General features: G+C 73.9%; 20 protein-coding genes and 1 pseudogene. 9 read left to right on the plus strand and 12 right to left on the minus strand.

Annotated features, from left to right (window positions below; translation table 11 throughout):
- Positions 1-33: 33 nt before the first annotated feature.
- Positions 34-1,584, minus strand: a complete 1,551-nt coding sequence (gene hutH / locus ACFVFQ_RS32710) for a histidine ammonia-lyase (RefSeq protein ID WP_383423061.1) — start codon at positions 1,582-1,584, stop codon at positions 34-36.
- 116 nt (positions 1,585-1,700) lie between these two features.
- Complete coding sequence (locus ACFVFQ_RS32715) at positions 1,701-3,128, minus strand: amino acid permease (RefSeq protein ID WP_383423063.1); 1,428 nt, start codon at positions 3,126-3,128, stop codon at positions 1,701-1,703.
- A gap of 162 nt (positions 3,129-3,290) precedes the next feature.
- Between ACFVFQ_RS32715 and ACFVFQ_RS32720 the strand changes: the two genes are divergently transcribed.
- Positions 3,291-4,151: an IclR family transcriptional regulator gene (locus ACFVFQ_RS32720; RefSeq protein WP_383423065.1), complete on the plus strand. Its 861-nt coding sequence runs from the start codon at positions 3,291-3,293 to the stop codon at positions 4,149-4,151.
- Here the strand turns inward: ACFVFQ_RS32720 and hutC are convergent.
- On the minus strand, positions 4,106-4,873 hold the full coding sequence (gene hutC, locus ACFVFQ_RS32725) for a histidine utilization repressor (protein WP_383423067.1): 768 nt from the start codon (positions 4,871-4,873) through the stop codon (positions 4,106-4,108). The genes ACFVFQ_RS32720 and hutC overlap by 46 nt on opposite strands.
- A gap of 238 nt (positions 4,874-5,111) precedes the next feature.
- Between hutC and hutU the strand changes: the two genes are divergently transcribed.
- Entirely contained in the window at positions 5,112-6,782 is a 1,671-nt protein-coding gene (hutU, locus tag ACFVFQ_RS32730) for a urocanate hydratase (protein ID WP_383423069.1), read from the plus strand.
- 54 nt (positions 6,783-6,836) lie between these two features.
- Entirely contained in the window at positions 6,837-7,808 is a 972-nt protein-coding gene (hutG, locus tag ACFVFQ_RS32735; protein WP_383423071.1) for a formimidoylglutamase, read from the plus strand.
- Between the two features lie 131 nt (positions 7,809-7,939).
- Here hutG and msrB read toward each other — a convergent pair whose 3' ends face one another.
- The 4 genes from msrB to ACFVFQ_RS32755 form a co-directional block, all read right to left on the minus strand.
- Entirely contained in the window at positions 7,940-8,347 is a 408-nt protein-coding gene (gene msrB, locus ACFVFQ_RS32740; protein WP_383423073.1) for a peptide-methionine (R)-S-oxide reductase MsrB, read from the minus strand.
- Between the two features lie 16 nt (positions 8,348-8,363).
- On the minus strand, positions 8,364-9,764 hold the full coding sequence (murC, locus tag ACFVFQ_RS32745; protein WP_383423078.1) for a UDP-N-acetylmuramate--L-alanine ligase: 1,401 nt from the start codon (positions 9,762-9,764) through the stop codon (positions 8,364-8,366).
- Positions 9,765-9,900: 136 nt separating this feature from the next.
- Positions 9,901-10,542, minus strand: coding sequence for a response regulator (locus ACFVFQ_RS32750; protein WP_383423080.1), 642 nt, complete (start codon positions 10,540-10,542; stop codon positions 9,901-9,903).
- A complete protein-coding gene (locus ACFVFQ_RS32755) occupies positions 10,539-11,783 on the minus strand; it encodes a sensor histidine kinase (RefSeq protein WP_383423082.1) in 1,245 nt (414 codons plus the stop codon). Before ACFVFQ_RS32755 ends, ACFVFQ_RS32750 begins: the two co-directional genes overlap by 4 nt.
- 181 nt (positions 11,784-11,964) lie before the next feature.
- Here ACFVFQ_RS32755 and ACFVFQ_RS32760 point away from each other — a divergent pair, with 181 nt between their 5' ends.
- Together ACFVFQ_RS32760 and ACFVFQ_RS32765 are read left to right on the plus strand one after the other, a co-directional pair.
- On the plus strand, positions 11,965-13,053 hold the full coding sequence (locus tag ACFVFQ_RS32760) for an ABC transporter permease (protein ID WP_383423104.1): 1,089 nt from the start codon (positions 11,965-11,967) through the stop codon (positions 13,051-13,053).
- Positions 13,050-13,736 carry an ABC transporter ATP-binding protein gene (locus ACFVFQ_RS32765; RefSeq protein ID WP_383423084.1) on the plus strand — a complete coding sequence of 229 codons (687 nt, stop codon included), beginning with the start codon at positions 13,050-13,052 and terminating at the stop codon, positions 13,734-13,736. The genes ACFVFQ_RS32760 and ACFVFQ_RS32765 overlap by 4 nt, the downstream gene beginning before the upstream one ends.
- A gap of 235 nt (positions 13,737-13,971) precedes the next feature.
- Here ACFVFQ_RS32765 and ACFVFQ_RS32770 read toward each other — a convergent pair whose 3' ends face one another.
- The 3 genes from ACFVFQ_RS32770 to ACFVFQ_RS32780 form a co-directional block, all read right to left on the minus strand.
- On the minus strand, positions 13,972-14,166 hold the full coding sequence (locus ACFVFQ_RS32770) for a hypothetical protein (protein ID WP_383423086.1): 195 nt from the start codon (positions 14,164-14,166) through the stop codon (positions 13,972-13,974).
- A gap of 166 nt (positions 14,167-14,332) precedes the next feature.
- Positions 14,333-14,830: an indole-3-glycerol phosphate synthase gene (locus ACFVFQ_RS32775; protein WP_383423088.1), complete on the minus strand. Its 498-nt coding sequence runs from the start codon at positions 14,828-14,830 to the stop codon at positions 14,333-14,335.
- A 137-nt stretch (positions 14,831-14,967) separates the two neighbouring features.
- Entirely contained in the window at positions 14,968-15,774 is an 807-nt protein-coding gene (locus ACFVFQ_RS32780; protein WP_383423090.1) for a pyrimidine reductase family protein, read from the minus strand.
- 67 nt (positions 15,775-15,841) lie between these two features.
- Between ACFVFQ_RS32780 and zapE the strand changes: the two genes are divergently transcribed.
- Positions 15,842-16,969 carry a cell division protein ZapE gene (gene zapE / locus ACFVFQ_RS32785; RefSeq protein ID WP_383423092.1) on the plus strand — a complete coding sequence of 376 codons (1,128 nt, stop codon included), beginning with the start codon at positions 15,842-15,844 and terminating at the stop codon, positions 16,967-16,969.
- Positions 16,970-17,333: 364 nt separating this feature from the next.
- Here zapE and ACFVFQ_RS32790 read toward each other — a convergent pair whose 3' ends face one another.
- Both ACFVFQ_RS32790 and ACFVFQ_RS32795 read right to left on the minus strand, forming a co-directional pair.
- Complete coding sequence (locus ACFVFQ_RS32790; protein ID WP_383423094.1) at positions 17,334-18,014, minus strand: ABC transporter; 681 nt, start codon at positions 18,012-18,014, stop codon at positions 17,334-17,336.
- A complete protein-coding gene (locus ACFVFQ_RS32795; protein ID WP_383423106.1) occupies positions 18,011-18,904 on the minus strand; it encodes an ATP-binding cassette domain-containing protein in 894 nt (297 codons plus the stop codon). The genes ACFVFQ_RS32790 and ACFVFQ_RS32795 overlap by 4 nt, the downstream gene beginning before the upstream one ends.
- A 204-nt stretch (positions 18,905-19,108) precedes the next feature.
- Between ACFVFQ_RS32795 and ACFVFQ_RS32800 the strand changes: the two genes are divergently transcribed.
- The 3 genes and pseudogenes from ACFVFQ_RS32800 to ACFVFQ_RS32810 all read left to right on the plus strand — a co-directional run bounded on the left by ACFVFQ_RS32800 (position 19,109) and on the right by ACFVFQ_RS32810 (position 22,530).
- Positions 19,109-19,933: a peptidyl-tRNA hydrolase gene (locus ACFVFQ_RS32800; RefSeq protein ID WP_383423096.1), complete on the plus strand. Its 825-nt coding sequence runs from the start codon at positions 19,109-19,111 to the stop codon at positions 19,931-19,933.
- A gap of 245 nt (positions 19,934-20,178) precedes the next feature.
- On the plus strand, positions 20,179-20,841 hold the full coding sequence (locus tag ACFVFQ_RS32805; protein ID WP_383423098.1) for a LysE family translocator: 663 nt from the start codon (positions 20,179-20,181) through the stop codon (positions 20,839-20,841).
- 323 nt (positions 20,842-21,164) lie between these two features.
- Positions 21,165-22,530, plus strand: a pseudogene (locus tag ACFVFQ_RS32810) (DUF692 family multinuclear iron-containing protein).
- Positions 22,531-22,687: the final 157 nt, after the last annotated feature.

Consider the following 22,687-nt stretch of genomic DNA (forward strand, 5'->3'; position numbering starts at 1 on the left):
ACCGATGGGACAGCCCGTCCGATGGGACACGCCCTAGCGCAGCTCGCCGACCACCGCCTCGGCCGCGGCCAGCGCCTCGCCGCGCGCCACGTACTGGACGGACGCCTCGATCTCGGGCGCCAACCAGCGGTCCGTGCCCGGCCCTTGGACGGTCTTGCGCAGGCCGTCGCGCACGGCCGCGGTGGCCGGGGCCGGCGTCAGCGGCGCGCGCAGGTCGAGCGCCCGGGCGGCGGTGTAGAGCTCGATGGCGAGGACCCGGGTGAGCCCGTCGACGGCGCGGCGCAGCTTGCGCGCCGCGGCCCAGCCCATCGAGACGTGGTCCTCCTGCATGGCGCTGGAGGGGATGGAGTCGACGGAGGCGGGCGCGGCCAGCCGCTTGAGCTCGGAGACGATCGCCGCCTGGGTGTACTGCGCGATCATGTGGCCGGAGTCCACGCCGGGGTCGTCGGCGAGGAACGGGTTCAGGCCGTGGTTGCGGGCCGCGTCCAGGAAGCGGTCGGTGCGCCGCTCGGAGACCGAGGCCACATCGGCGACGGAGACCGCGAGGAAGTCCAACACGCAGGCGACCGGCGCCCCGTGGAAGTTGCCGTTGGACTCCACCCGGCCGTCCAGCGTGACCACGGGGTTGTCGACGGCCGCCGCCAGCTCGCGGCCCGCGACCGTCTCGGCGTGGCCCAGCGTGTCCCGCGCCGCGCCGTGCACCTGGGGCGAGCAGCGCAGCGAGTAGGCGTCCTGCACGCGGGGGCAGTCGGGGCCGCGGTGGCTGGCGACGATCCCCGAATCCTTCATCAGCGCACGCAGGTTGGCGGCGCTCTCGGCCTGGCCCGGGTGCGGGCGCAGGGCCTGGAGGTCGGCGGCGAAGACCGCGTCGGTGCCGAGCTGGCCCTCGACGCTCATGGCGGCCGCGAGGTCGGCGGTGCGCAGCAGCTTCCGCAGGTCGTGGGCGGCCAGGACGAGCATGCCGAGCATGCCGTCGGTCCCGTTGATGAGGGCCAGGCCCTCCTTCTCCTGGAGCACGACGGGAGTGATGCCGGCCTCGGCCAGCGCCTCGGCGGCCGGCTTGCGCGCGCCCTGGGCGTCCCGCACCTCGCCCTCGCCCATGACGGCCAGCGCGCAGTGCGCCAGCGGTGCGAGGTCGCCGGAACAACCGAGCGAGCCGTACTCGTGAACAACGGGCGTGATACCGGCGTTGAGCAGCGCGGCATAGGTCTGCGCGGTCTCGGTGCGGACGCCGGTGCGGCCGGTGGCGAGGGTGGAGAGCCGGAGCAGGAGGAGCGCGCGGACGACCTCGCGCTCCACCTCGTCGCCCGAGCCGGCGGCGTGCGAGCGGACCAGGCTGCGCTGGAGCTGGGCGCGCAGGGCGTGCGGGATGTGGCGGGTGGCGAGGGCGCCGAAGCCGGTGGAGACGCCGTAGTGCGGGACCACGTCGTCGGCGAGGCCCTCGATGACCTCGCGGCTGCGCGCGATCTCCTTCAGGGCGTCCTGGGAAAGCTCCACCGCGGCGTCGTGGCGGGCGACGGAGACGACGTCATCGGCGGCCAGCGGGCCGATGCCTACAACAACAGTGTCAGCAACAACAGTCATGAGCCCATGAAGCCGCATGTCAGAGCGGCTGTACGAGAGCCCTGGAACGACATGTGTCCGGGATTCCAGACAGGTCGTCCCGTCTGGAATCCCGGACACCGGCGGTGGCGGGGGGGCTATCCCCGGCCGGCCGGTACCGTCTCGGCGACCGCCTCCGGCGCCTGCGCGCCCGACGGTTCGGCGGCGAGCCGCGGCCGCACCCACAGCGCGTACACCCCGCCGAGCAGGGCGAGCCAGACCGCGCCGACGACGAGGGCGATGCGGGTGTCACCGGAGAAGGCGAGCAGCACCATCACGGCGACCATGAAGACGGTGGCGGCGATTTGGGCCACCGGCCACAACGGCACCGGGTAGCGCAGCGCGGCGGTCTCCTCGGGCGACATCTTCCGACGGGCGTTGAGCTGACTGAGCAGGATCATCAGCCACACCCAGACGGTGGCGAAGGTCGCTATCGAGGAGATGATCAGGAAGATCTTCTCGGGCATGAGGTAGTTCAGCACCACCCCGACCAGCAGGGCCACGATCATGATCACGACGGTCAGCCACGGCACGCCGTTGCGGGAGAGCCGTCGCATGGCGGCGGGTGCCTGGCCGCGCTGGGCCATCCCGTACATCATCCGGCCGGCGGCGAAGATGTCGCTGTTGATCGCGGACAGCGCGGCGACGATGACCACGACGTTGAGCAGGGTCGCCGCGGACTTGATGCCCAGGCTCGCGAAGATCTGCACGAACGGGCTGCCGGAAGTGCCGACCTCCTGCCAGGGGTTGAGCGACATCAGCACGGCGAGGGTGAGGACGTAGAAGAGCACCACCCGGATCGGGATGGAGTTCACGGCGCTCGGGATCGTCTTCTCCGGGTTCTCCGCCTCGCCGGCGGTGACGCCGATGACCTCGGTGCCGCCGAAGGCGAACATCACCACGGCGAAGGAGAGGATGAAGCCGTGGACGCCGTGCGGGAAGAAGCCGCCGTTGCTCCAGAGGTTGGCGACGCTGACGTGATGGCCACCACCGTGGCTGAGCCCGAAGAACAGGATCGCGGCGCCGCCGATGATCATCGCCACGATGGCGACGATCTTCACCAGGGAGAGCCAGAATTCGAGCTCGCCGAACGCCTTGACGCTGAAGAGGTTGATCGCGCCGATGATGAGGATGGCGGCCAACAGCCATGTCCAGCGCGGCACATCGGGGAACCAGAAGCCCATGTAGACGCCGAGGGCGGTGATGTCCGCGAGGCAGACGATGACCATCTCGAAGGCATAGGTCCAGCCGGTGGTGAAGCCCGCGAGCGGGCCGAGGTGTCTGGTCGCGTACTCGCCGAACGAGCCGGCGCAGGGCGAGCGGACGGCCATCTCACCGAGCGAGCGCAGGACCAGGAATACGGCCGCGCCCCCGATCAGATAGGCGAGGAGAACGGCCGGTCCGGCCGCCCTGATGGATTCTGACGAACCGTAGAAGAGGCCGGTGCCGATCGCGGAGCCCAATGCGATGAAGCGGATGTGCCGCGGACGGAGCCCTCTGCTCAGCGTCGCCTTTTCAGTGGCCAACTGCGTCCTCCCTTGGGACCAGTGGTGGTGTGGGTGCCGGGTGTTCACGGAGATGCCGGCGAGCCGGGTGGTGGAGCGAGGACCCCGGAGTGGGGGTTGCCGTGCACCGCGAAAGCACCCTGTATATTCCTGTATAGACAGGCATTGTCAAGAGGTGAACCGGTGAACGAACGGAGATCGACGTCGAGCACGTCCCCCGCAGTCGGTCGCGCCCTGGACATCCTGGTGCACCTCGCGGGCCGCTCCGGACCGGTGAAGACCGCAGCCCTCGCCCGTGACCTCGGCATCCCCCGCTCGTCGGCGTACCACATCCTCACGGTCCTGGCCGAGCGCGGCTTCGTCACCTACCTCCCGAAGGAGCAGGCGTACGGCCTGGGCGTCGCCGCCTTCGAGATCGGCTCCGCGTATCTGCGGCACGAACCCCTGGAACGGCTGGCGCGACCCATCCTGCGCAGCCTCGCCGGAAACCTCGGCCAGACCGTACACCTCGGCATCCTGCACGGCGCCGAGTCGGTCTACCTCCTCAAGGAGCGCCCGCGCGGCGGACGGTCCGGCGACGTCGAAGCCGCTCTCGTGACCGACATCGGCGTCCGACTGCCGGCACATCTCACCGCCAACGGGCGCGCCATCCTCGCACACTCCACCGAGGCGCAAGTACGGGCCCTCTTCCCCAGGCCCGGCGACCTCATCACGCGCACCGGCAGGGGCCCGCGATCCCTGTCCGAACTGCTGGCCCTGCTCGCCCGGGACCGGGAGCGCGGCTGGTCCGAGGAGTCCGAGCTGGTCTCCAAGGGCTTCCGCTCCCTGGGCGTCGCCGCCTTCGACCACCACGGGCGGCCGGTCGCCGCGCTCAGCAGCACCTGGCACACCCACCGCAGCACCCACGAGCCGGACGCCGTGCGGGACGCCCTGTGGGACGGCGCGGCCCGGCTGACCTCGGCCGTCTCCGGCCATGCGCCGGTCCCCATGGCCACCGGTCAGCCCGGCGGATTCCCCGCCTCGAAGGCGCCCTCCAGGCGGTAGCGCGATCCGGGGTGCAGCAGCCGCGCCACGCTTACCGGCGCGCCCCGCGACCACGTCCGACGGTGGATCAACAGGCACGGCTCCGCCCCGTCGACGCCCAGCAGCGCGGACTCCTCCGGTGACGGCAGCACCGCCTCCACGACGTGCTCGCCCCGGTCCAGCGGCGCGACCTCGGAGAGGAAGGTGAACGGGGTGCGCACGGTGAAGTCCTGCGCCAAGTACCCGGGCGCGAAGGCCGGGTTGACGTAGCGGTCCTCGATCTGGATCACCGCGCCGTTCTCGCTGTGCACGATGCGGGAGCGGAAGACCGGCCGCCCCTCGACGACCCCGATCTCCGCGGCCGTCCGGGCCCCGGCCGGCTCCTCCCCCAGCGCCAGCACCCTGGCCTCGTAGCGGTGGCCGCGGCGCCGCACCTCCTCGGCGATGTTGTGCACCTCGACCAGGCACGAACTGCCCTTGGCCACCGCCACGAAGCTGCCCACGCCCATCACGCGGCGGATCAGCCCCTCCGCCGCCAGCTCGCGCAGCGCGCGGTTGACCGTCATCCGGGACAGCCCGAGCGACGCCACGAACTGGCTCTCCGACGGCAGCGCGTCGCCCTCCCGCCAACGGCCGCCGGCGATCTGCTCGGACACCAGGTCCTTCACCCGCCGATACGCCGGCACGGCGCCGGAGGCGCGCTCCTGGAAGAGCCGTGCGAGATCCGTGATCTGAGTGGTCAAGACGTCCCCCCTCCCACCGGCTCGGACCGGTGCTGCGGTTGCGCCCTGGCGATTCTATGTGAGCGCCAACTCCGTTCTCGGATCCGAGAATCGCGGGCTCGGCTCCTGGCACCGGCGGTCTGGACCGCCTGTCATGGGACGCACGCCGCACCGCCGGCCCGCACCGGCGGGACGCCGTGCGCCGGGCCGCCGCCCGGCGCACGGCGCGGCATCCACCCACCCCCATCCAGGAGGCACCATGACCAGCGTCTCTGAGCAGGCCCGGACCGTTCGGGCCCCCCGCGGCACCGAGTTGACCTGCCGCGGCTGGCAGCAGGAAGGCGCCCTGCGGATGCTCATGAACAACCTCGACCCCGAGGTCGCCGAGCACCCGGAGGAACTGGTCGTCTACGGCGGCACCGGCAAGGCCGCCCGCAACTGGCCCGCCTTCGACGCCATCGTCCGCACCCTGCGGACACTGGAGAACGACGAGACGCTGCTGGTGCAGTCCGGCAAGCCGGTCGGCGTGATGCGGACCAACGAGTGGGCGCCGCGGGTGCTGATCGCCAACTCCAACCTGGTGGGCGACTGGGCCAGTTGGGAGGAGTTCCGCTCCCTGGAGGCCCGCGGCCTGATCATGTACGGCCAGATGACGGCCGGTTCGTGGATCTACATCGGCAGCCAGGGCATCCTCCAGGGCACCTACGAGACCTTCGGCGCGGTGGCCCGCAAGAAGTTCGACGGCACCCTGGCCGGCACCATCACGCTGACCGCGGGACTCGGTGGCATGGGTGGCGCCCAGCCGCTCGCCGTCACCATGAACGACGGCGTGGCGATCTGCGTCGACTGCGACCCGACCCGTATCGAGCGCCGGATCGCCCACCGCTACCTCGACGTCGCCGCCGACGACCTCGACCACGCGCTACAACTCGCCGTCGAGGCCCGCGACGCGCGCCGCCCGCTGTCCATCGGCGTGACCGGCAACGCCGCCGAGGTCTTCCCCGAACTGCTGCGCCGCGGCGCACCGATCGACATCGTCACCGACCAGACCTCGGCCCACGACCCGCTCGCCTACCTCCCGATCGGCGTCCGTGTCGAGGAGTGGCACGAGCTGGCCGCCAAGGACCCGGAGGGCTTCACCGAGCGGTCCCGCGCTGCCATGGCCCAGCACGTCGAGGCCATGGTCGGCTTCCTGGACGCCGGCGCCGAGGTCTTCGACTACGGCAACTCCATCCGCGACGAGGCCCGCAAGGCCGGTTACGGGCGGGCCTTCGACTTTCCCGGCTTCGTCCCGGCGCACATCCGGCCGCTGTTCGAGGAGGGCCTCGGCCCGTTCCGCTGGGCGGCCCTGTCCGGTGACCCGAAGGACATCGAGGCCACCGACAAGGCGATCATGGAGCTGTTCCCGGAGAACGAGCACCTGCACCGCTGGCTGAAGATGGCCGGCGAGCGCGTGGAGTTCGAGGGGCTGCCCGCGCGCATCTGCTGGCTCGGCTACGGCGAACGGCACCGCGCCGGCCTGAAGTTCAACGAGATGGTCGCAAGCGGCGAGCTCTCCGCCCCGGTCGCCATCGGCCGCGACCACCTCGACTCCGGCTCCGTCGCCTCGCCCTACCGCGAGACCGAGGCGATGAAGGACGGCTCCGACGCCATCGCCGACTGGCCGCTGCTCAACGCCCTGGTCAACACCTCCTCCGGCGCCTCCTGGGTCTCCCTGCACCACGGCGGCGGCGTCGGCATGGGCCGCTCGATCCACGCCGGCCAGGTGTGCATCGCCGACGGCACCGAACTCGCCACCCAGAAGCTGGCGCGGGTGCTGACCAACGACCCCGGCATGGGCGTCATCCGACACGTCGACGCCGGCTACGAGCACGCCGCCGACGTCGCCCGCGAGCGCGGCGTGCGGGTGCCGATGAACGAGTCGCAGTGAACGCGGTCGAGCGATGAACCGAACCGACCGCAACCGAGGAAAGGGCACGCAGCGATGACGGTCCCCGTGGACGCACCGTCCAAGCCGTGGACGGGCCGGGACGACGGGCCCGGCGAGGACACCCTGCGTTGGCACCACGCCGTCGCCCGCGACGCCGAACGGGCCGACTGGGACGCCGCGTTCGTCGGCTTCCGCAGCGACGAGGGCGTGCGGCGCAACCAGGGGCGGCAGGGCGCGGCCGGCGGCCCGGCGGCCCTGCGCACCGCCCTGGCCTCCATGGCGCTGCCCGCACCGCTGCGGGCGCTCGACGCCGGTGACATCGCCGTAGCCGACGGCGATCTGGAGGCCGGCCAGCGGCGCCTCGGCGCGGCCGTCACCGCGCTCCTTGACCGGCGGCGGCCCGTGGTGGTGCTCGGCGGCGGCCACGAGGTCGCCTACGGCAGCTACCTCGGGCTGGCCGACAGCCGCGCCCTGCGCGACGGGGCCCGGCTCGGGGTGCTCAACCTCGACGCCCACTTCGACCTGCGCGACGACGAACGACCCAGCTCCGGCACGCCGTTCCTCCAGATGGCGCGGGCGGAGGAACGACAGGGCCGGCGGCTGAACTACGCGGTCCTCGGCGTGAGCCAACCCAGCAACACCCAACGACTGTTCCACACCGCCGACAAGCTGGGCGTCCGCCACCTCCCGGACACCGAGTGCGGCCCGCTGCACCGCGGCGGCGTCGACCTCTTCGTCGACGCGTTCCTGACGAGCTGCGACGTGGTCCACCTCAGCATCGACCTCGATGTGCTGCCCGCCGCGGCGGCCCCCGGCGTCAGCGCCCCGGCCGCCTACGGCGTCCCGATGGAGATCGTCGAGCACGTCTGCGCCCGGGTCGCGGCGAGCGGAAAACTGGCCGTCGTCGACGTCGCCGAGCTCAACCCGGACCTCGACATCGACAACCGCACCGCCCGCGCCGGCGCCCGCCTCGTCCACCGCATCCTCACCACCCCCCACGTGGGACCCCCGGGACACGACGCCTGACCCGCCCCCTCACGGGGACGACGGGGACAACGGGAGCGGGCACGGCCGTGGTGGCCGTGCCCGCTCCCGTTACGCCTCGAACTCACCCGCTCCGCACGCCGGTTGGCGGCGGAGCGGGCAGCTCAGCCGCCTCAGCCCTCGTCCGGCACCAGCCGCAGCGAGATCGAGTTGATGCAGTACCGCTGGTCCGTCGGCGTCGGATAGCCCTCGCCCTCGAAGACATGGCCGAGGTGCGAACCGCACCGGGCGCAGCGCACCTCGGTGCGGACCATGCCATGGCTGCGGTCCTCCAACAGCTCGACGGCGGCACCGTCCTTGGGGTCGTAGAACGACGGCCAGCCGCAGTGGCTCTCGAACTTGGTGTCCGAGCGGAAGAGTTCGGCGCCGCAGGCGCGGCAGGAGTAGACGCCGGTGGTCTTGGTGTCGGTGTACTCGCCGACGAAGGCGGGCTCGGTGCCGCCCTGGCGGAGGACCTGGTACTCGGCCGGGGTCAGCTCGGCGCGCCACTGCTCGTCGGGCTTGTCGATCTCGTACGTCATGGAGGGGCTCCTCAGCTCATGCGCCCAGGCGGGACAGGATGGCGGGGCCAAGGTCGGTCACATCGCCCGCGCCCATGGTGAGAACAAGGTCGCCGGGGCGGCTCATTCCGGCGATCAGCTCCGGGATCGCGCCCTTGTCGGCCTCGGGGGTGACCTGGGCGCCGGCTTCCCGGGCGGCGTCGGTGATCAGGGCGCTGGTGACGCCCGGGATCGGGTCCTCGCGGGCCGGGTAGATGTCCAGGACGACGGAGGCGTCGGCGAGGGCGAGGGCCTGGCCCATCTCGGTGCCGAGCTCCTGGGTGCGGGAGTACAGGTGCGGCTGGAAGACCACCAGGATGCGACCGCCGGACTCCTCGGTGGCGCTGCGGATCGCCTCCAGGTCGGCGGACATCTCGGTGGGGTGGTGCGCGTAGGAGTCGATGACCTGGACGCCGGCGGCCTCGCCCTTGAGCTGGAGGCGGCGCTTGACGCCGGTGTACTTGCCGAGGGCGTCGGCGAGTTGGTGCGGCGGGAGGTCCAGGGCGACGCCGGCGGCCAGGGCGGCTACCGCGTTGCTCGCGTAGTGCCGGCCGGGGACGGAGACGGTGAAGGTGAGGATCTTGCCGCTGGTGAGGGTGACCGTGACGTCGCTGGCCAGGCCGTGCGGGGTGATCTGGAGGATGCGGACGTCGGCGTCCTTGGCCTCGCCGTAGGTGACGATCTCGATGTCGTCGCGGCCGAGCCGGCCGGTCAGCTCACGGGCGCCGGGGTGGTCGGCGGAGATGACCAGGGTGCCGCCGGGGCGAATGCGGTCCACGAAGGTCGCGAAGGACTCGTAGATCTCGTCCATCGAGGCGTAGTTGGCGTGGTGGTCCAGCTCGACGTTGAGGACGATGGCGACCTCGGGGGCGTACTTGTGGAAGCTGCGGTCGCTCTCGTCGGCCTCGGCGACGAAGATCTGGCCGGTGCCGTGCTCGGCGTTGGAACCGGGGGCGTCCAGGTCGCCGCCGATGGCGTAGGACGGCTTGAGGCCCAGGGCGCCGAGGGAGACGGCGAGCATGGACGTGGTGGTGGTCTTGCCGTGGGTGCCGGCGACGGCGATGGGGCGCAGGCCGTCCATGAGGGCGGCGAGGGCGTCGGAGCGGTGCACGACGGGGAGGCCGCGCTCGCGGGCGGCGGCCAGCTCGGGGTTGTCGTCGCGGATCGCGGAGGAGACCACGACGCTGGTGGCGTCGGCCGCCAGGTGCTCGGCGGCGTGGCCGATGTGGACCGTGGCGCCGAGGGTGCGCAGGGCCTGGGCCGTCGCGGAGTCCTTGGCGTCGCTGCCGGCCACCGCGGCACCGCGCTGCGCGAGGATCTTGGCGATGCCCGACATACCGGCGCCGCCGATGCCGATGAAGTGCGGCCGTTCCATCGAGGCTGGGATGGCGGGTGCCATGGAGGGGTCTCCCTGATCGTCGAGCGGGCATGCGGTCCTGCGTGTGCTTGCCGACGATTCTCGCACCCGGCACTGACAGCGCCGGCCCGCGACCCCGCGGCGGGGCGCACCACGGGACGCCGGCCCGGTGCGGAGGTCAGCGGCGGATCAGGCCCTGGGCGGTGGCGGCGGCCACCGCGGCCGTGCGGGAGTCGACCCCCAATTTGGCGTAGATGTGGACGAGATGGGACTTGACGGTCGCCTGGCTGAGGAAGAGCCGCTTGCTGATCGCCGCGTTGGACAGGCCGTCCGCGACGAGCTGGAGGACCTCGGTCTCACGGCGGGAGAGGGCGGCGGCGGGCGTCCGCATCCGGTCCATCAGACGGTGCGCGACGGTGGGGGCGAGCGCGGACTTCCCGGCCGCCGCGGTGCGCACCGCGGCCGCCAGCTCGTCCGGCGGGGCGTCCTTGAGGAGGTAGCCGGTGGCGCCGGCCTCGATGGCGGCGAGGATGTCGGCGTCGCTGTCGTAGGTGGTCAGGATCAGCACGCGGGGCGCCCCGGGGCGGGCGGTGATCTCCGCCGTGGCCCGGGACCCCAGCATCCGGCCGCCGAACTGGAGGTCCATGAGGACCACGTCGACGTCCAGGCTGGCCGCCAGCGCCACCGCCTCCTCGGAGGTCGGGACGTCGGCGGCGATCTCGAAGTCCGGCTCGGTCTCCAGGACGGCGCGGAGCCCGGCCCGTACGACGGGGTGGTCGTCGGCGAGCAGCAGCCGGACGGGGGCGGCGGGTGTGGTCACGGGGCGGCCCCCTGGGCGGTCTCGGGGGCAGCGGACGGGTCGGGGCAGGGCAGGGTGACGGCGAGGGCGGTGCCCTCCCCGGGGGCGGACTCCACGGCGAGGGTCCCCTGGAGGGCGCGGGCCCGGGCGCGCATCGCGGCCAGCCCGAAGCCGGAGCCGCCGGCGGCCGCGGAGCCGGGCGGCGGCACCTCGGCGGGCACGAACCCGCCGCCGTCGTCGACGACGTCCAGGGCGACCTCGGTGTCCATGTAGCTGAGGGTCAGCTCGACGCGGTCGGCGGCGGCGTGCTGGACGGTGTTGGCGAGCGCGGACTGGGCGATCCGCAGCAGGGCCACCTCGTGCGGGGTGGGCAGCGGCGTGGGCGCGCCGGAGACCTGGCAGTGCACGGCCAGCCCGGAGGTGCGGGCGGTGGCGGCGCACAGCCGCTCCAGCGCGGCCGGCAACGAGCCGGCTTCCAGGTCGGGCGGGCTCAGGGCGCGGACGAAGCGGCGCGCCTCGGCGAGGTTGTCGACGGCGGCGGTACGGGCCTGCCGGATGTGCCCGAGGGCGGTCTCCGGCCGCCCCGGTACGGCGCGTTCGGCGGCCCTCAGGAGCAGTTGGATGCTGGAGAGCCCCTGGGCGAGGGTGTCGTGGATCTCGCGGGCCAGCCGCTCCCGTTCGGCGAGGACGCCGGCGGCCCGCTCCGCGGCGGCCAGTTCACTGCGGGCCGCGGTGAGCTCCTCGATGAGGCGGCGACGCTGCTCGCTCTCCCGGTAGAGGGCCTGGTAGCCGAAGACGACGGCGACGGCGACCGCGGCACCCAGGACGGGGCCGATGACCGTGCCGACGCCGAGGGTGTGGGTGTGCCAGGCGAAGCCGGCGATGGCGGCGGCCGTACTGGCGGCGACGGTGGGCAGCGCCCAACGGGCCGGCAGCAGGTGCAGTTCGACGAAGAACAGCGGGAAGGCCAGCCAGACGCCGTCCTGGGTGAGCGCCAACAGCACCAGCCACACCGCGACCACGGTGGTGAGCCAGAGGACGACGGCGGCAAAGGTGCGGGCCCGGAGCAGCGCGGGCCCCAGGACGTAGAGCGCCAGCAGGACCACCGCGGTGGCGAGCACGGCCGGGGCGTCGGGGGCTCCGTCGGCCAGGGCGCGTACGGCGGCGAGCGCGAGCAGCGCGGCCACCATCAGGTGGAGGCACAGGCGCAGCGCGCGCACAACGGGGGTGAGGGAGAGGTCGGTCCTGGCTTGTTCGATCACGGCCCCTTCAGGCTACGGGCCGGCGACGACCCCGGCATCAATCGAAAGGTGGAGCCCGCACCGCACCCTTCGGCTCCGGTGAACCACTCCCGGGCGCGATGCCGCACACCCCCGTGGCGGGCGACGGTGGGAGCAGCCGCCGGGCAGTGGGCCCGGCATCGATCCGAGGATGGCCGCGCCGGTGTTCGTCGCCTTCAGAGACCTGAGATTCGCCAAGGGGCGGTTCGCCCTGATGGGGACCGTCGTCACGCTGATCACGGTGTTGGTGGGACTGCTGTCCGGGCTGACGGCGGGGCTCGGCCGGGAGAACACCTCGGCGATCACCGGGCTGCCCGCCGACCACCTGGTCTTCGCCGCCCCCGCCGGCGACGGCAAGCCCTCGTTCACCGACTCCCGGCTGCCGGAGCGGACGGTGCGCCAGTGGTCCCAGGTGCCCGGGGTGCGCAGCGCCGACCCGTTGGGGATCTCCCCCGCGAAGGTCGAGGGGGCCGGCGGGAAGACGGCGGCGGTCTCGGTGTTCGGGGTGCGGCCCGGTTCCCGACTGGCGCCGTCCTCCGGGCCGGCCGGTGACGGCACGGTGGTGCTGTCGCAGAAGGCCGCCGACAAGCTCGGCGCGCGGGCCGGTGACCGGCTCACGCTGGGCGGCCGGGAGGTGACGGTGGCGGCGGTCTCGGGCGCGGCGATGTTCAGCCACACGCCGGTGGTGTGGGCCACGCTCGGCGACTGGCAGCGGCTGTCCGGGAGCCCCGGCGGCGCGGCCTCCGGGGGCGCCACCGTCGTCGCCCTGTCCACCACCGGGACGGACGGTCTGGCCACCGGGGACCGCCGGCTCGGCACCCGCACCGTGACGGCCGCCGACGCCCTGACCGCGATCGGCTCCTACAGCGCCGAGAACGGCTCCCTGCAACTGATGCGCGGCTTCCTGTTCGCCATCTCCGCGCTGGTCATCGGGGCGTTCTTCACGGTCTGGACGATCCAGCGCAGCGGCGACGTCGCGGTCCTCAAGGCGCTCGGCGCCTCCACCCGCTATCTGCTGCGGGACGCGCTAGGCCAGGCCGTCGTCCTGCTGGTGGCCGGCACCGGCCTGGGGACCGCGGTGGCCGCCGGGGTGGGCGCCGCGGTGGGCGGCACCGTGCCGTTCGTGCTCGACGCCACCACCGTGCTGATCCCGGCCCTGATCATGATCGCGCTCGGTGCCGTGGGCGCCGCGCTGTCCATCCGCCGCCTCACCTCCGTCGACCCGCTGACCGCCCTGGGAAGTGCCCGATGAGCCTCGAACTGACCGATGTCACCCTCACCTACCCCGACGGCGACACCCGGCTGACCGCGCTGGACGCGGTGTCACTGACCGTGCCGGCCGGCACCGTGACGGCGGTGGTCGGCCCGTCCGGCTCCGGCAAGTCCAGCCTGCTGGCGGTCGCCGCGACGCTGATCCGGCCGGACCGCGGGCGGGTGGTGCTCGACGGCACGGACACCACGGGGCTGCGCCGCGCCGAGCTGACCGCGCTGCGCCGGACCACCGTCGGCACGGTCTTCCAGCAGCCGAACCTGCTGCCGTCGCTGACGGCCGCCGAGCAGCTCCAGGTGATGGCCCACCTGGCGGGCCGCTCGCCCCGCGCGGCCCGGGACCGGGCCCGCGAACTGCTGGCGGCGGTGGGCCTGTCGGGCCAGGCGGACCGGCGGCCGCACCAGTTGTCCGGCGGTCAGCGGCAGCGGGTGAACATCGCCCGGGCGCTGATGAACGAGCCCGCGGTGCTGCTGGTGGACGAGCCGACCAGCGCGCTGGACCACGAGCGGGGCGCCGCGGTGCTGGACCTGCTGACCGAGCTGGCCCACCAGCGCGGCACCGCCACGGTGTTGGTCACCCACGACCGTTCCCATCTGGCCGCGGTGGACGCGGTGGCGGAAGTCCTGGACGGCCGGCTGACGTTGGGGGCCGGCGCGGCGGTATGAGCCCTACGGGACGGGCGGGCGCCGCCCGTCCCGTACGCCGGCGCCGGCCCGGCCACGACATCGGGCAAGCCCTAGGGCGCTTCTGACGGATCTCCGCGGCGTCGCGGCGCCTGGCACGCACGCTCGCGGCGTTGCCGAAATGCCCCCATAGCTCCGCTATGAAGCCATCCCGGCGCCTTGCGATCGCACGCACCAGACGCCGCTCCTTCCTCCACGGAGATCCGTCAGAAGCGCCCTAGTCGTCGCGGTGGGAGAAGGTGGGGAACAGGTTGGACCTGGCGGCCTTGCGGCCCTGGTGCGGGCCGCGCGCTCCGGGCCCGGAGTCGTCGGCCTCCCGGGCGGTCGGGTCCGCGCCGCGCTCCTCGCCCCGGGTCCGGTCCTCGTTCCGGCCGCGCTCCCGTTCCGCGTCCGGTTCCCGCTGGTCCGCCATGACGGCCCCTTTCTCGATGCGCCGGTCTCGGCTGTGCTGGATTCGGCCCGCTGCGGGCCGCTTCCTGACCAGGAACGCACCGATTCGGGACAGCGGTGAGCTACAGATAACCCGTTCGGGTGTGGAATCGGCGCAACGTTGACGCGCCGGCCGAAGCGGCGCCGGCTCAGCCGCCGTTGGGCTCCTGCGACTGCTCGTCGACGGCGTGCGAGAACAGCTTCAGAACGGGGACACCGACCTTGTGGCGGGCTCGGGAGGCCCAGTCCCGGTGGAAGAACTCCTCGACGAAGTGCGGGGTGGTCAGCACGATCACCTCGTCCGCGCCGGTCTCGTCGACGACCGACTTCAGCAGGTCCAGCGGGTGGTCCTCGACCACCTGCCCGACCGCCTCGGCGCCGGCGGCGCGCAGCGCCTGGAGGGTGTGCGAAAGCCCCTGCTCGGCGGGGAGCACGGCGCTGGTTCCGCCCGGCTCCTCGCCCTCCCGCACGGCGTCCTCGAACTCCCCGAGCGCGACGTCGTCGATGGCCCGCAACAGGACGTCCTGCTTGCCGCGCGGCTGCATGAGGACCACGAAGGAGACCCGGTCGTCGCCGTGCAGGGTGGTGACGAACTCCACGTCCGCGGGCGTCAGAGGCTTCTCGATCATCAATACGCTCGTGAACACGACGGACGCCCTTCTTCTCTTCCGGGCACCGTATGTCACGGCGCCCACAGAAACCATCCTGCCCCGTCGCCACACGGGGCCTGTCGGCTTTTAGTGTGCCCAACGGAAGCTAAGCGGAACAGATAATTCCGCTGAAATCAGAACCGGCGGTAACGGGTGAACAGGAACCCGGACTCCTCCAGCACCGACACCAGCGCGAACCGCTCGGGAACCGCCACGGCGGGCCCGTCCATGATCCGCTGCGCGTCGCCCACCGCCACCACCGGGGACAGCGACAGGCACATCTCGTCCAGCGCCCCGGCCGCCGCGAACTGCCCCAGCAGCCGCGGCCCGCCCTCGGTGAGCAGCCGGGTGTGTCCCCGCTCGGCCAGCGCCCCCGCCACGCGTACCGGGTCGACGCCCAGCCCCTCGCCCGCGAAGAGCACCTCGACACCGGCGGCGCGGGCCGCGCGCACCCGCTCCTCGGGGGCGTCGGCGCCGGTCAGCACCAGGGTGGGCACCAGCGGCTCGGTGAACAGCGGCAGCGTGAAGTCCAGCCCCAGGCCCGCGCTGACCACCGCGATGGCGGGGGCCGGCCGCTGCCCCGCGGCGGCTCGTTGGGCGGCGAACGCGGCCCGGGCGCGGGCCGGCCGGTAGCCCTCCCGCCGGACCGTCTCGGCGCCGACCACCACCGCGTCCGACAGCGCCCGCAGCACCCCGAAGATCCGCATGTCGGCGTCCCCGGAGAGCGGCTGCGAACGCCCGTCGTGGTGTGCCGCGCCGTCCAGGGAGGAGACCATGTTGGCGCGCAGCCAACCGGGGCGGTCGGACCGCACCGGTTCGTCCGCCGCCGGGTACGCGTAGGCCGCGGCGAGCTCGTCCAGGGTCCACTCGCGGTCGGTGGTCCAGTCGGAGCCGGCGGCGTCCGGGGCGGTCGGGAGGGGGAGGGGGAACAGGCGTCGCATGGGCGCAGTGTGACATGCCTCGCTCACCGGGCCGGGTGGTGCCGCGGAGCCACTAGGCTGGAGAGCTGTGTCACCTTCGCAGCCCTCGTCCTCCCCCGCGCCCTCCCCGATAGCCACGCCCCCGGCCAACGGGGACGATGCCGCGGCCCCCACCGCACTGACCTCCCGCACGCCGCACGTGCCGGCCGAGCGCCTGGTCGCCGAGATGGTGCCGCCGCCGCGCTTCCAGGGCGCCCGCTTCGACACGTACATCCCCCAACCGGGACAGCCGAGCCAGGCCGAGGCCGTGCAGGTCCTGCGGACGTTCGCCTCGGGCCTCGGTGTCGGGGCCGAGGCCGACGGCGGCAAGCGCCGCTGGTTCTCCAGGAGTTCGAAGAAGCCCGCCGCCCCCAACGGGCCGCGCGGTGTCTACCTGGACGGCGGCTACGGCGTCGGCAAGACCCACCTGCTCGCCTCCCTCTGGCACGCCACCCCGGCGGCCCCCGAGCTGAAGGCGTTCGGCACCTTCGTCGAGCTGACCAACCTGGTCGGCGCGCTCGGCTTCCAGCAGACCGTGCGCACGCTGAGCGGCCACCGGCTGCTGTGCATCGACGAGTTCGAGCTGGACGACCCCGGGGACACGGTGCTGGTCTCCACCCTCCTGGGCAAGCTGGTCGAGGCCGGCGTCGGACTGGCCGCCACCTCCAACACGCTGCCCGGCAAGCTGGGCGAGGGCCGGTTCGCCGCCGCCGACTTCCTGCGCGAAATCCAGGGCCTGAGCGCCCACTTCCGCGCCCTGCGCATCGACGGCGAGGACTACCGCCACCGCGGCCTGCCCGAGGCGCCCGCGCCGTTCGACGACGAGACCGTGGTCCGCGTCGCGCACCGCACCCCCGGTGCCTCGCTCGACGACTTCCCGTCCCTCCTGGCCCACCTGTCGACGGTGCACCCCAGTCGGTACGGCGCGATGTGCGACGGCATCCGGGCGGTCTGCCTCACCGACGTCCAGGCGGTGCCGGACCAGTCCACCGCGCTGCGCCTGGTGGTGCTCGCCGACCGGCTCTACGACCGCGAGGTGCCGGTACTGGCCGCCGGCAAGCCCTTCGACGGGCTGTTCAGCGACGAGATGCTGCGCGGCGGCTACCGCAAGAAGTACTTCCGCGCCATCTCGCGGCTGACCGCGCTGGCCCGGGACGCCAAGGCGTTGGTGGCGTAGCCGGCCCGAGCCGAAGTCGGGGGCCGCGCAGCCCCGTTGGTCAGCCCGAGCAGGCCGTGCGCTGGGCCTCCTGCCAGGCGCAGACCGGGCAGTGGACGATGCCGGGCGTCGACGCCGGGTACTCGGTGGGCCGGCCGCACTCGACGCAGTCGGCGGGCGGCGGGCGGCGGGCCCGTGGTGGGGCCGGCGGTGGCCGGGCTCCCGTCGAACGGTGCGGGCGGCGGCGTCGGGTCGGTGGACGGCATGGGGCGAGCCTACGCCGGCGGCGCGGTGGCCGGGACGGGCCGGGCTGCGGCGCCGGACGTACCGGCCGGTGCGTCGCCGCATGCCCCCGCGGTCCGTTGGCCGTCCGTCGTCCCGTTGGTCAACCGCGGCGGCCCGTGAGGGCGCAGGCCAGGGCCGTGGCCCCGGAGGCGAGCAGTGCCGCGGCGGCCAGTGGTAGCCAGGGGGCGGTGATCGTGCCGCGTTCAGAGCCGGTGATCATGCCGGTGAGCGCGGCGTTGGCGGGCGAGGCACCCAGGACGAGGACCAGCAGCGCGGCGATCAGCCCGGTCGGGACGCCCCAGCCGGGGCGGCGCAACACCGGCCAGGAGCACAGCGCGCCGAGCGCGGTGCCCAACAACAGGCAGACCAGCGCGGTCAGCAGCCCGGCGCCGGTCGCGGGCAGGACCGGGACGGCGACCCGGTGGTCGGTCGAGTGCGGGTCGGAGAGCAGGGCGACGAAGCCGGTGCCGGCGAGCGCCAGCAGCAGCGCGGCGCCGGCCGCGGTCAGCAGGGCCGCGCAGTGCGCACGGGCGGGCCCGGCGGCGGCCGCGGTACAACTGCGGGCGGCCGGCGGCTCGTTGGTCGCACAGATCCGGGTCAGCCACACGGTGACCGGCAGCAGCCCGCCGGCGGCGTAGCCGTACGCGTCCAGGATCGGGCCGCCGGTCTGGACGCCGATGGCGAGGAACGCCGCGTAGACCAGGAGCGGCGGCAGCCAACGGTACGAGCCGGCGAGCAGCGCCGCCTGGTAGCGGACCAGGGCGGTCAACGGGGCAGTCATGGGCGGGAGTTCTCTCCGGGAGCGGGGGTCGTCGCACCGGGCGGCCCGGCGGCGGTGACGGCGCGGATGTGCCAGGGCGGGCGCGCGGCGAGCAGGGCGCGCAGCAGGGCGTCGGAATGGGCGGCCGGCACCGTCAGCCGGACGGTGCCGTCGGGCCCCGGGGCGATGACGGGCGCCCCGGGGAGGGCCGACGGGACCGCGCACCCCGGTGGGCCCTCGGCCTCGACGACGGTGCGCGGGCCGGGGTGGTGCGCGTCCGGCTGCTCCAGCCGGTCGTCCGGGCCCGGTTGCCGCAGCAGTCCGTCCGCGACCCGGTAGCGGGCGTCCGCGGCCCCGGCCAGTCGGCGCGGGTCGTGGTCGACGAAGACGACGGTGCCGCCGGCGGCGACCCGTTCGGCGACCGCGCGGTCGAGGAGGTCGCGGGCGGCCGGGTCCAGACCGGTCCACGCCTCGTCCAGGACGAGGAGTTCGGGCTCGGCGAGCAGCGCCTGGGCGACCGCGACCTTCTGGCTCGTCCCCTTGGACAGCTCGGCCAGCGGCGTGCGGGCGTGCCCGGCCGCCCCGAAGCGTTCCAGCCACTCGGCCGCGCGGCGGGCCGCCTCCGACGTCCGCAGGCCGTGGACCCGGCCGAGGTGGGTGAGGTAGCCGACGGCGGTGAACGGGAGGGCGGGCGGGAAGCGTTCGGGAACGTAGGCGGTGCGCGGGCGCCCGGTGATCCGCCCGGTGGTGGGCCGGTCGATCCCGGCGAACAGCCGCAACAGGGTGGACTTCCCACTGCCGTTGGCCCCCTCGACGCGCAGCAGCGCGCCCGGTGGCACGTCGAGCCGCACCTCGCGCAGCACCCAGGGCCCGCGCAGCCCGTAGCGCCGCCCGACCCCGTCCAGCCGCATCCGCTGCGCCGTCTGCCGCGGCATCGACCGCCCCTCCCCCTGGCCCGCTTCCCCGTTGGCCCGTTGGCCCGTTGGCCCGTTGGCCCGTTGGCCCGTTGGCGCTGACGGTAGCCGGGGGTGGGGTGTGGGGTGGCGCCGGGGGCGGGTGCGGCGACCGCGGGCGGCCGCGGGGCACTGTCAGTGGCGGCTGGCAGACTGATCGATGTGACCAGTACCGAGACCGCCGGCCGCCCCGGCGAGCACAGCCAGCCCGACCGGACCGACCAGACGCCCACCGGCCGGACGCCGGCCGACGAGACGCGGACCGACGACGCGCAGCCCGGCGCCCGCGAGGAGCGCGCGCAGGCGGCGCCGGCGCCTGAGTACGTGCTGCCGCTCGTGGTGCGCCTGGAGCGAGACGCTCCGCCGGCGCGCACCGACGCGCTGGAGACCGCGGCGCGGGCGGTGCTCACGCTGCTCTCCGACGAGCGGGCCGCCGGGGCGGGCGAGTGGGCCCAGGCGGTGCGGGACTGGCAGGACTCCCGGATACGCAAGGTGGTGCGGCGAGCACGCGGCGCGGAGTGGCGGCGGGCCGCGGCCCTGCCGGGGATCACGGTCGCCGGCCGGGAGGCCGAGGTGCGGGTCTACCCGCCGGTGCCGCTGGACGGCTGGCCCAAGGACCTGGCCCGCCTCCAGGTCTCCGGCACCGAGCTGGACGACCCCCAGGCGCCCGGGGAGCCGCCGGCCGGCACCCCGGTGCTGTGGCTCAACCCCGAGCTGGAGATGTCGGCGGGCAAGGCGATGGCACAGGCCGGGCACGGTGCGCAGCTGGCGTGGTGGGCGCTGTCCACGGCGCAGCGGGACGCCTGGCGCACGGCCGACTTCCCGTTGGCGGTGCGGACCGCCGAGCCGTCGGCATGGGCCTCGTTGACCGACAGCGGACTGCCGGTGGTGCGGGACGCCGGCTTCACCGAGATCGCCCCGGGCTCGTGCACGGTCGTCGCCGACCACCCGGCGCTGCGCAACGCCCCACTGCCGTCCGCCAGTTGATCACCGACCGGCCACCGACCCTTCGCCGGCTGATCGCCGACTGACGGACGGCAGACACTGGTGGACAGCCGGCACTGAGGGCTGACGACTGGCGGTCGACGCTGACGGCTGCGGCTGCGGCTGACGGTCGATGGCTGGCGTCGACCGCGGCGAGCCCGCTCTCCGCCGCCGCCCCCGCCACCGGCCACCGGCCCCTGCCCGCTCCCGCCGCCGGACCCGTCCGAGGCGGGACGTACCGTGTGCCCATGCTGACCTCCGTCATCGGCTTCACCGTGGTGGCCGCCCTGCTGACAGTCTCCCCCGGCCCGGATTTCGCGGTGGTCCTGCGGACCGCGCTCGGTTCCGGGCGGCGCGCCGCGCTGTGCAGCGCGCTCGGGATAGCCACCGGCTGCTTCGTGTGGGGGCTGGCCGGGGCGGTCGGGCTGACCGCGATGCTGGCCGCCTCGCAGGCGGCGTACGACGCGCTGCGGGTGGCCGGTGCGCTGTATCTGGTGTGGCTCGGGGTGCAGGCGTTGCGCAGCGCCCGGCGCCGGCGCGGCCCGGGCGAGGCGGAGCCCGGCGCCGGGGAGGCTCCGGCGGACGAGGGCGCGCCCGCCGTCCCGGCCAGCCCCTGGCGGGCGTTCCGCACCGGACTGCTGACGAACGTCCTCAACCCCAAGGTGGGCGTGGTCTACCTCTCCCTGCTGCCGCAGTTCATCCCGCACGGCGCCCCGGTGGTCGGCACGACGCTGCTGCTGGTCGGCGTGCACGCGGTGCTGGGCCTGCTGTGGCTGGGCGGCGTCACGCTGGCGGTGCACCGGGCGCGCGGGGTCCTGCAACGGCCGCGGGTGCGGCGGCGGTTGGACCAGGCCACCGGCGGGGTACTGGTGGCGCTGGGCGCGGCGGTCGGCTTCGAGGTCGCCCGCTGAGCCACGACGCCGAGCCGCGTCGCCGAGCCACGACCGGACGGACAGCCGGCCACCACCCGCCCCACCCCGCCCTCCTGCCGCACCCCACTCCGCTCCACGGCGCCCGATGACACGACACCCGAAGCTCAACTCACCCTCTGAACCACCCGCCGGGACGCTTGGACCGCCCGCACGTGGTGAGAAGTACCGCAAGACCAGAGAAGCACCCCGGGACCAGGGGGAGCGGATGACCACGGGGCGTGAATGACCAGCGGATGACCATGAGGCGCGGACCACGCAAACACCACAGCCCACACCAACACCGCGGACAACAGGGGGAAGCCATGACGCACTTGGGCACGGGTATCGGCTGGCGGCCGGAGATCGCCGCGGAGATCGCCGCGCTGCCCGGGATCGACTGGGTGGAGGTGGTCGCCGAGAACGTCTGCCCCGACCATCTCCCGGACGCCCTACGGGAGTTGCGAGAGCGCGGGACGCCGGTGATCCCGCACGGCGTCTCGCTCGGCCTCGGCGGCGCGGACCGCCCGGATGCCGGGCGACTGACGGCGCTCGCCGAACGGGCCACCGCGCTGTCCGCCCCGTTGGTCACCGAGCACATCGCGTTCGTACGGGCCGGCGGCCCGCTGACCGCGTCGCCCGTAGTGGAGGCCGGCCATCTGCTGCCCGTGCCGCGCACCCGCGACGCGCTCGACGTGCTGTGCGAGAACGTCCGGATCGCCCAGGACGCGCTCCCGGTGCCGCTGGCCCTGGAGAACATCGCCGCGCTGTTCTCCTGGCCCGACGAGGAGTTGACCGAGGGGCAGTTCCTGTCGGAACTGGTCGAGCGCACCGGCGTCCGGCTCCTCATCGACGTCGCCAACCTCCACACCAACCACGTCAACCGCGGCGAGGACCCGGCCGCGGCCCTGGACGCGCTGCCCGTCGAGGCGATCGCCTACGTCCACGTCGCGGGCGGCGTCGAGCGGGACGGGGTGTGGCACGACAGCCACGCGCACCCGGTGAGCCGGCCGGTACTGGACGTGCTGGCGGAGCTGTGCGCCCGGACCGATCCGCCCGGTGTGCTGTTGGAGCGGGACGACGACTTTCCCGAGGGCGGCGAGCTGGCCGCCGAACTCGACGCGATCCGCGCCGTGGTGGAGGGAGCGCGCCATGTCCGGGCGGCTTGAGCCGGTGACGGACGGCCAGGGCCCGGCCGGGGACACCACCGCGGCCCGCGAGCGGCTGGCGCTGGCGCAGACCGCGCTGCTGTCGGCGCTGGTGGCCGGGACGCCCGCGCCGGAGGGCTTCGACGGGGCCCGACTACGGGTGCAGAGCCGGGCGTTGGCCGCCAAACGGGCCGCGGTCGTGAGCAAGGTGGCGCCCGAACTCCCGGAGCTCCTCGGGGACGCCTACCGGCCGGCCTTCCTCGACTACGCCCAACAACGCCCCATGCACGGCGGCTACCGCCAAGATGCCCTGGACTTCGCGGCGTTCCTCCTGGAACACAACCGCCCCGCCGACCCGTTGGCGCGACAGCGGCTGATGCACTGGTGGCGCGATCGGGTCGGTCCCCGCCCGCCGGTCCGCTGCGCTTGGCTTGCTTCCCACGTTGTTGGCTTTTCCGCCGCGCGGGTTGCTGTTTTGCGCCTTGCGGCGCGGCGGTACCGCTGCCGGTCCGCTGCGCGGGGCGGTGCCGCTGCGCGGGGCTAGGCCGACTTGTCTTGTCCGCTGCGCGGGGCGGTGCCGCTGCGCGGGGGCCAGGCCAACTTGTCTTGTCCGCTGCGCGGGGCTTTTGGGGTGCGGTGACGGTCCTCCGGGGTGGGGGTGCCAGACTGCTTCGCTTTACGTCTGGCACCCCCACCCCTCC

This window comes from Streptomyces sp. NPDC057743 (assembly GCF_042798755.1).
Classification (GTDB): domain Bacteria; phylum Actinomycetota; class Actinomycetes; order Streptomycetales; family Streptomycetaceae; genus Streptomyces.

What these genes read in the sequence shown, in the direction of transcription:
- ACFVFQ_RS32770 (WP_383423086.1), bottom strand. Translation starts at nt 14,166, where the DNA reads ATGGCGGACCAGCGGGAACCGGACGCGGAACGGGAGCGCGGCCGGAAC.
- hutG (WP_383423071.1), top strand. Translation starts at nt 6,837, where the DNA reads ATGACGGTCCCCGTGGACGCACCGTCCAAGCCGTGGACGGGCCGGGAC.
- murC (WP_383423078.1), bottom strand. Translation starts at nt 9,764, where the DNA reads ATGGCACCCGCCATCCCAGCCTCGATGGAACGGCCGCACTTCATCGGC.
- ACFVFQ_RS32780 (WP_383423090.1), bottom strand. Translation starts at nt 15,774, where the DNA reads ATGCGACGCCTGTTCCCCCTCCCCCTCCCGACCGCCCCGGACGCCGCC.
- msrB (WP_383423073.1), bottom strand. Translation starts at nt 8,347, where the DNA reads ATGACGTACGAGATCGACAAGCCCGACGAGCAGTGGCGCGCCGAGCTG.
- hutH (WP_383423061.1), bottom strand. Translation starts at nt 1,584, where the DNA reads ATGACTGTTGTTGCTGACACTGTTGTTGTAGGCATCGGCCCGCTGGCC.
- ACFVFQ_RS32795 (WP_383423106.1), bottom strand. Translation starts at nt 18,904, where the DNA reads ATGCGGCTGGACGGGGTCGGGCGGCGCTACGGGCTGCGCGGGCCCTGG.
- ACFVFQ_RS32790 (WP_383423094.1), bottom strand. Translation starts at nt 18,014, where the DNA reads ATGACTGCCCCGTTGACCGCCCTGGTCCGCTACCAGGCGGCGCTGCTC.
- ACFVFQ_RS32765 (WP_383423084.1), top strand. Translation starts at nt 13,050, where the DNA reads ATGAGCCTCGAACTGACCGATGTCACCCTCACCTACCCCGACGGCGAC.
- ACFVFQ_RS32805 (WP_383423098.1), top strand. Translation starts at nt 20,179, where the DNA reads ATGCTGACCTCCGTCATCGGCTTCACCGTGGTGGCCGCCCTGCTGACA.
- hutU (WP_383423069.1), top strand. Translation starts at nt 5,112, where the DNA reads ATGACCAGCGTCTCTGAGCAGGCCCGGACCGTTCGGGCCCCCCGCGGC.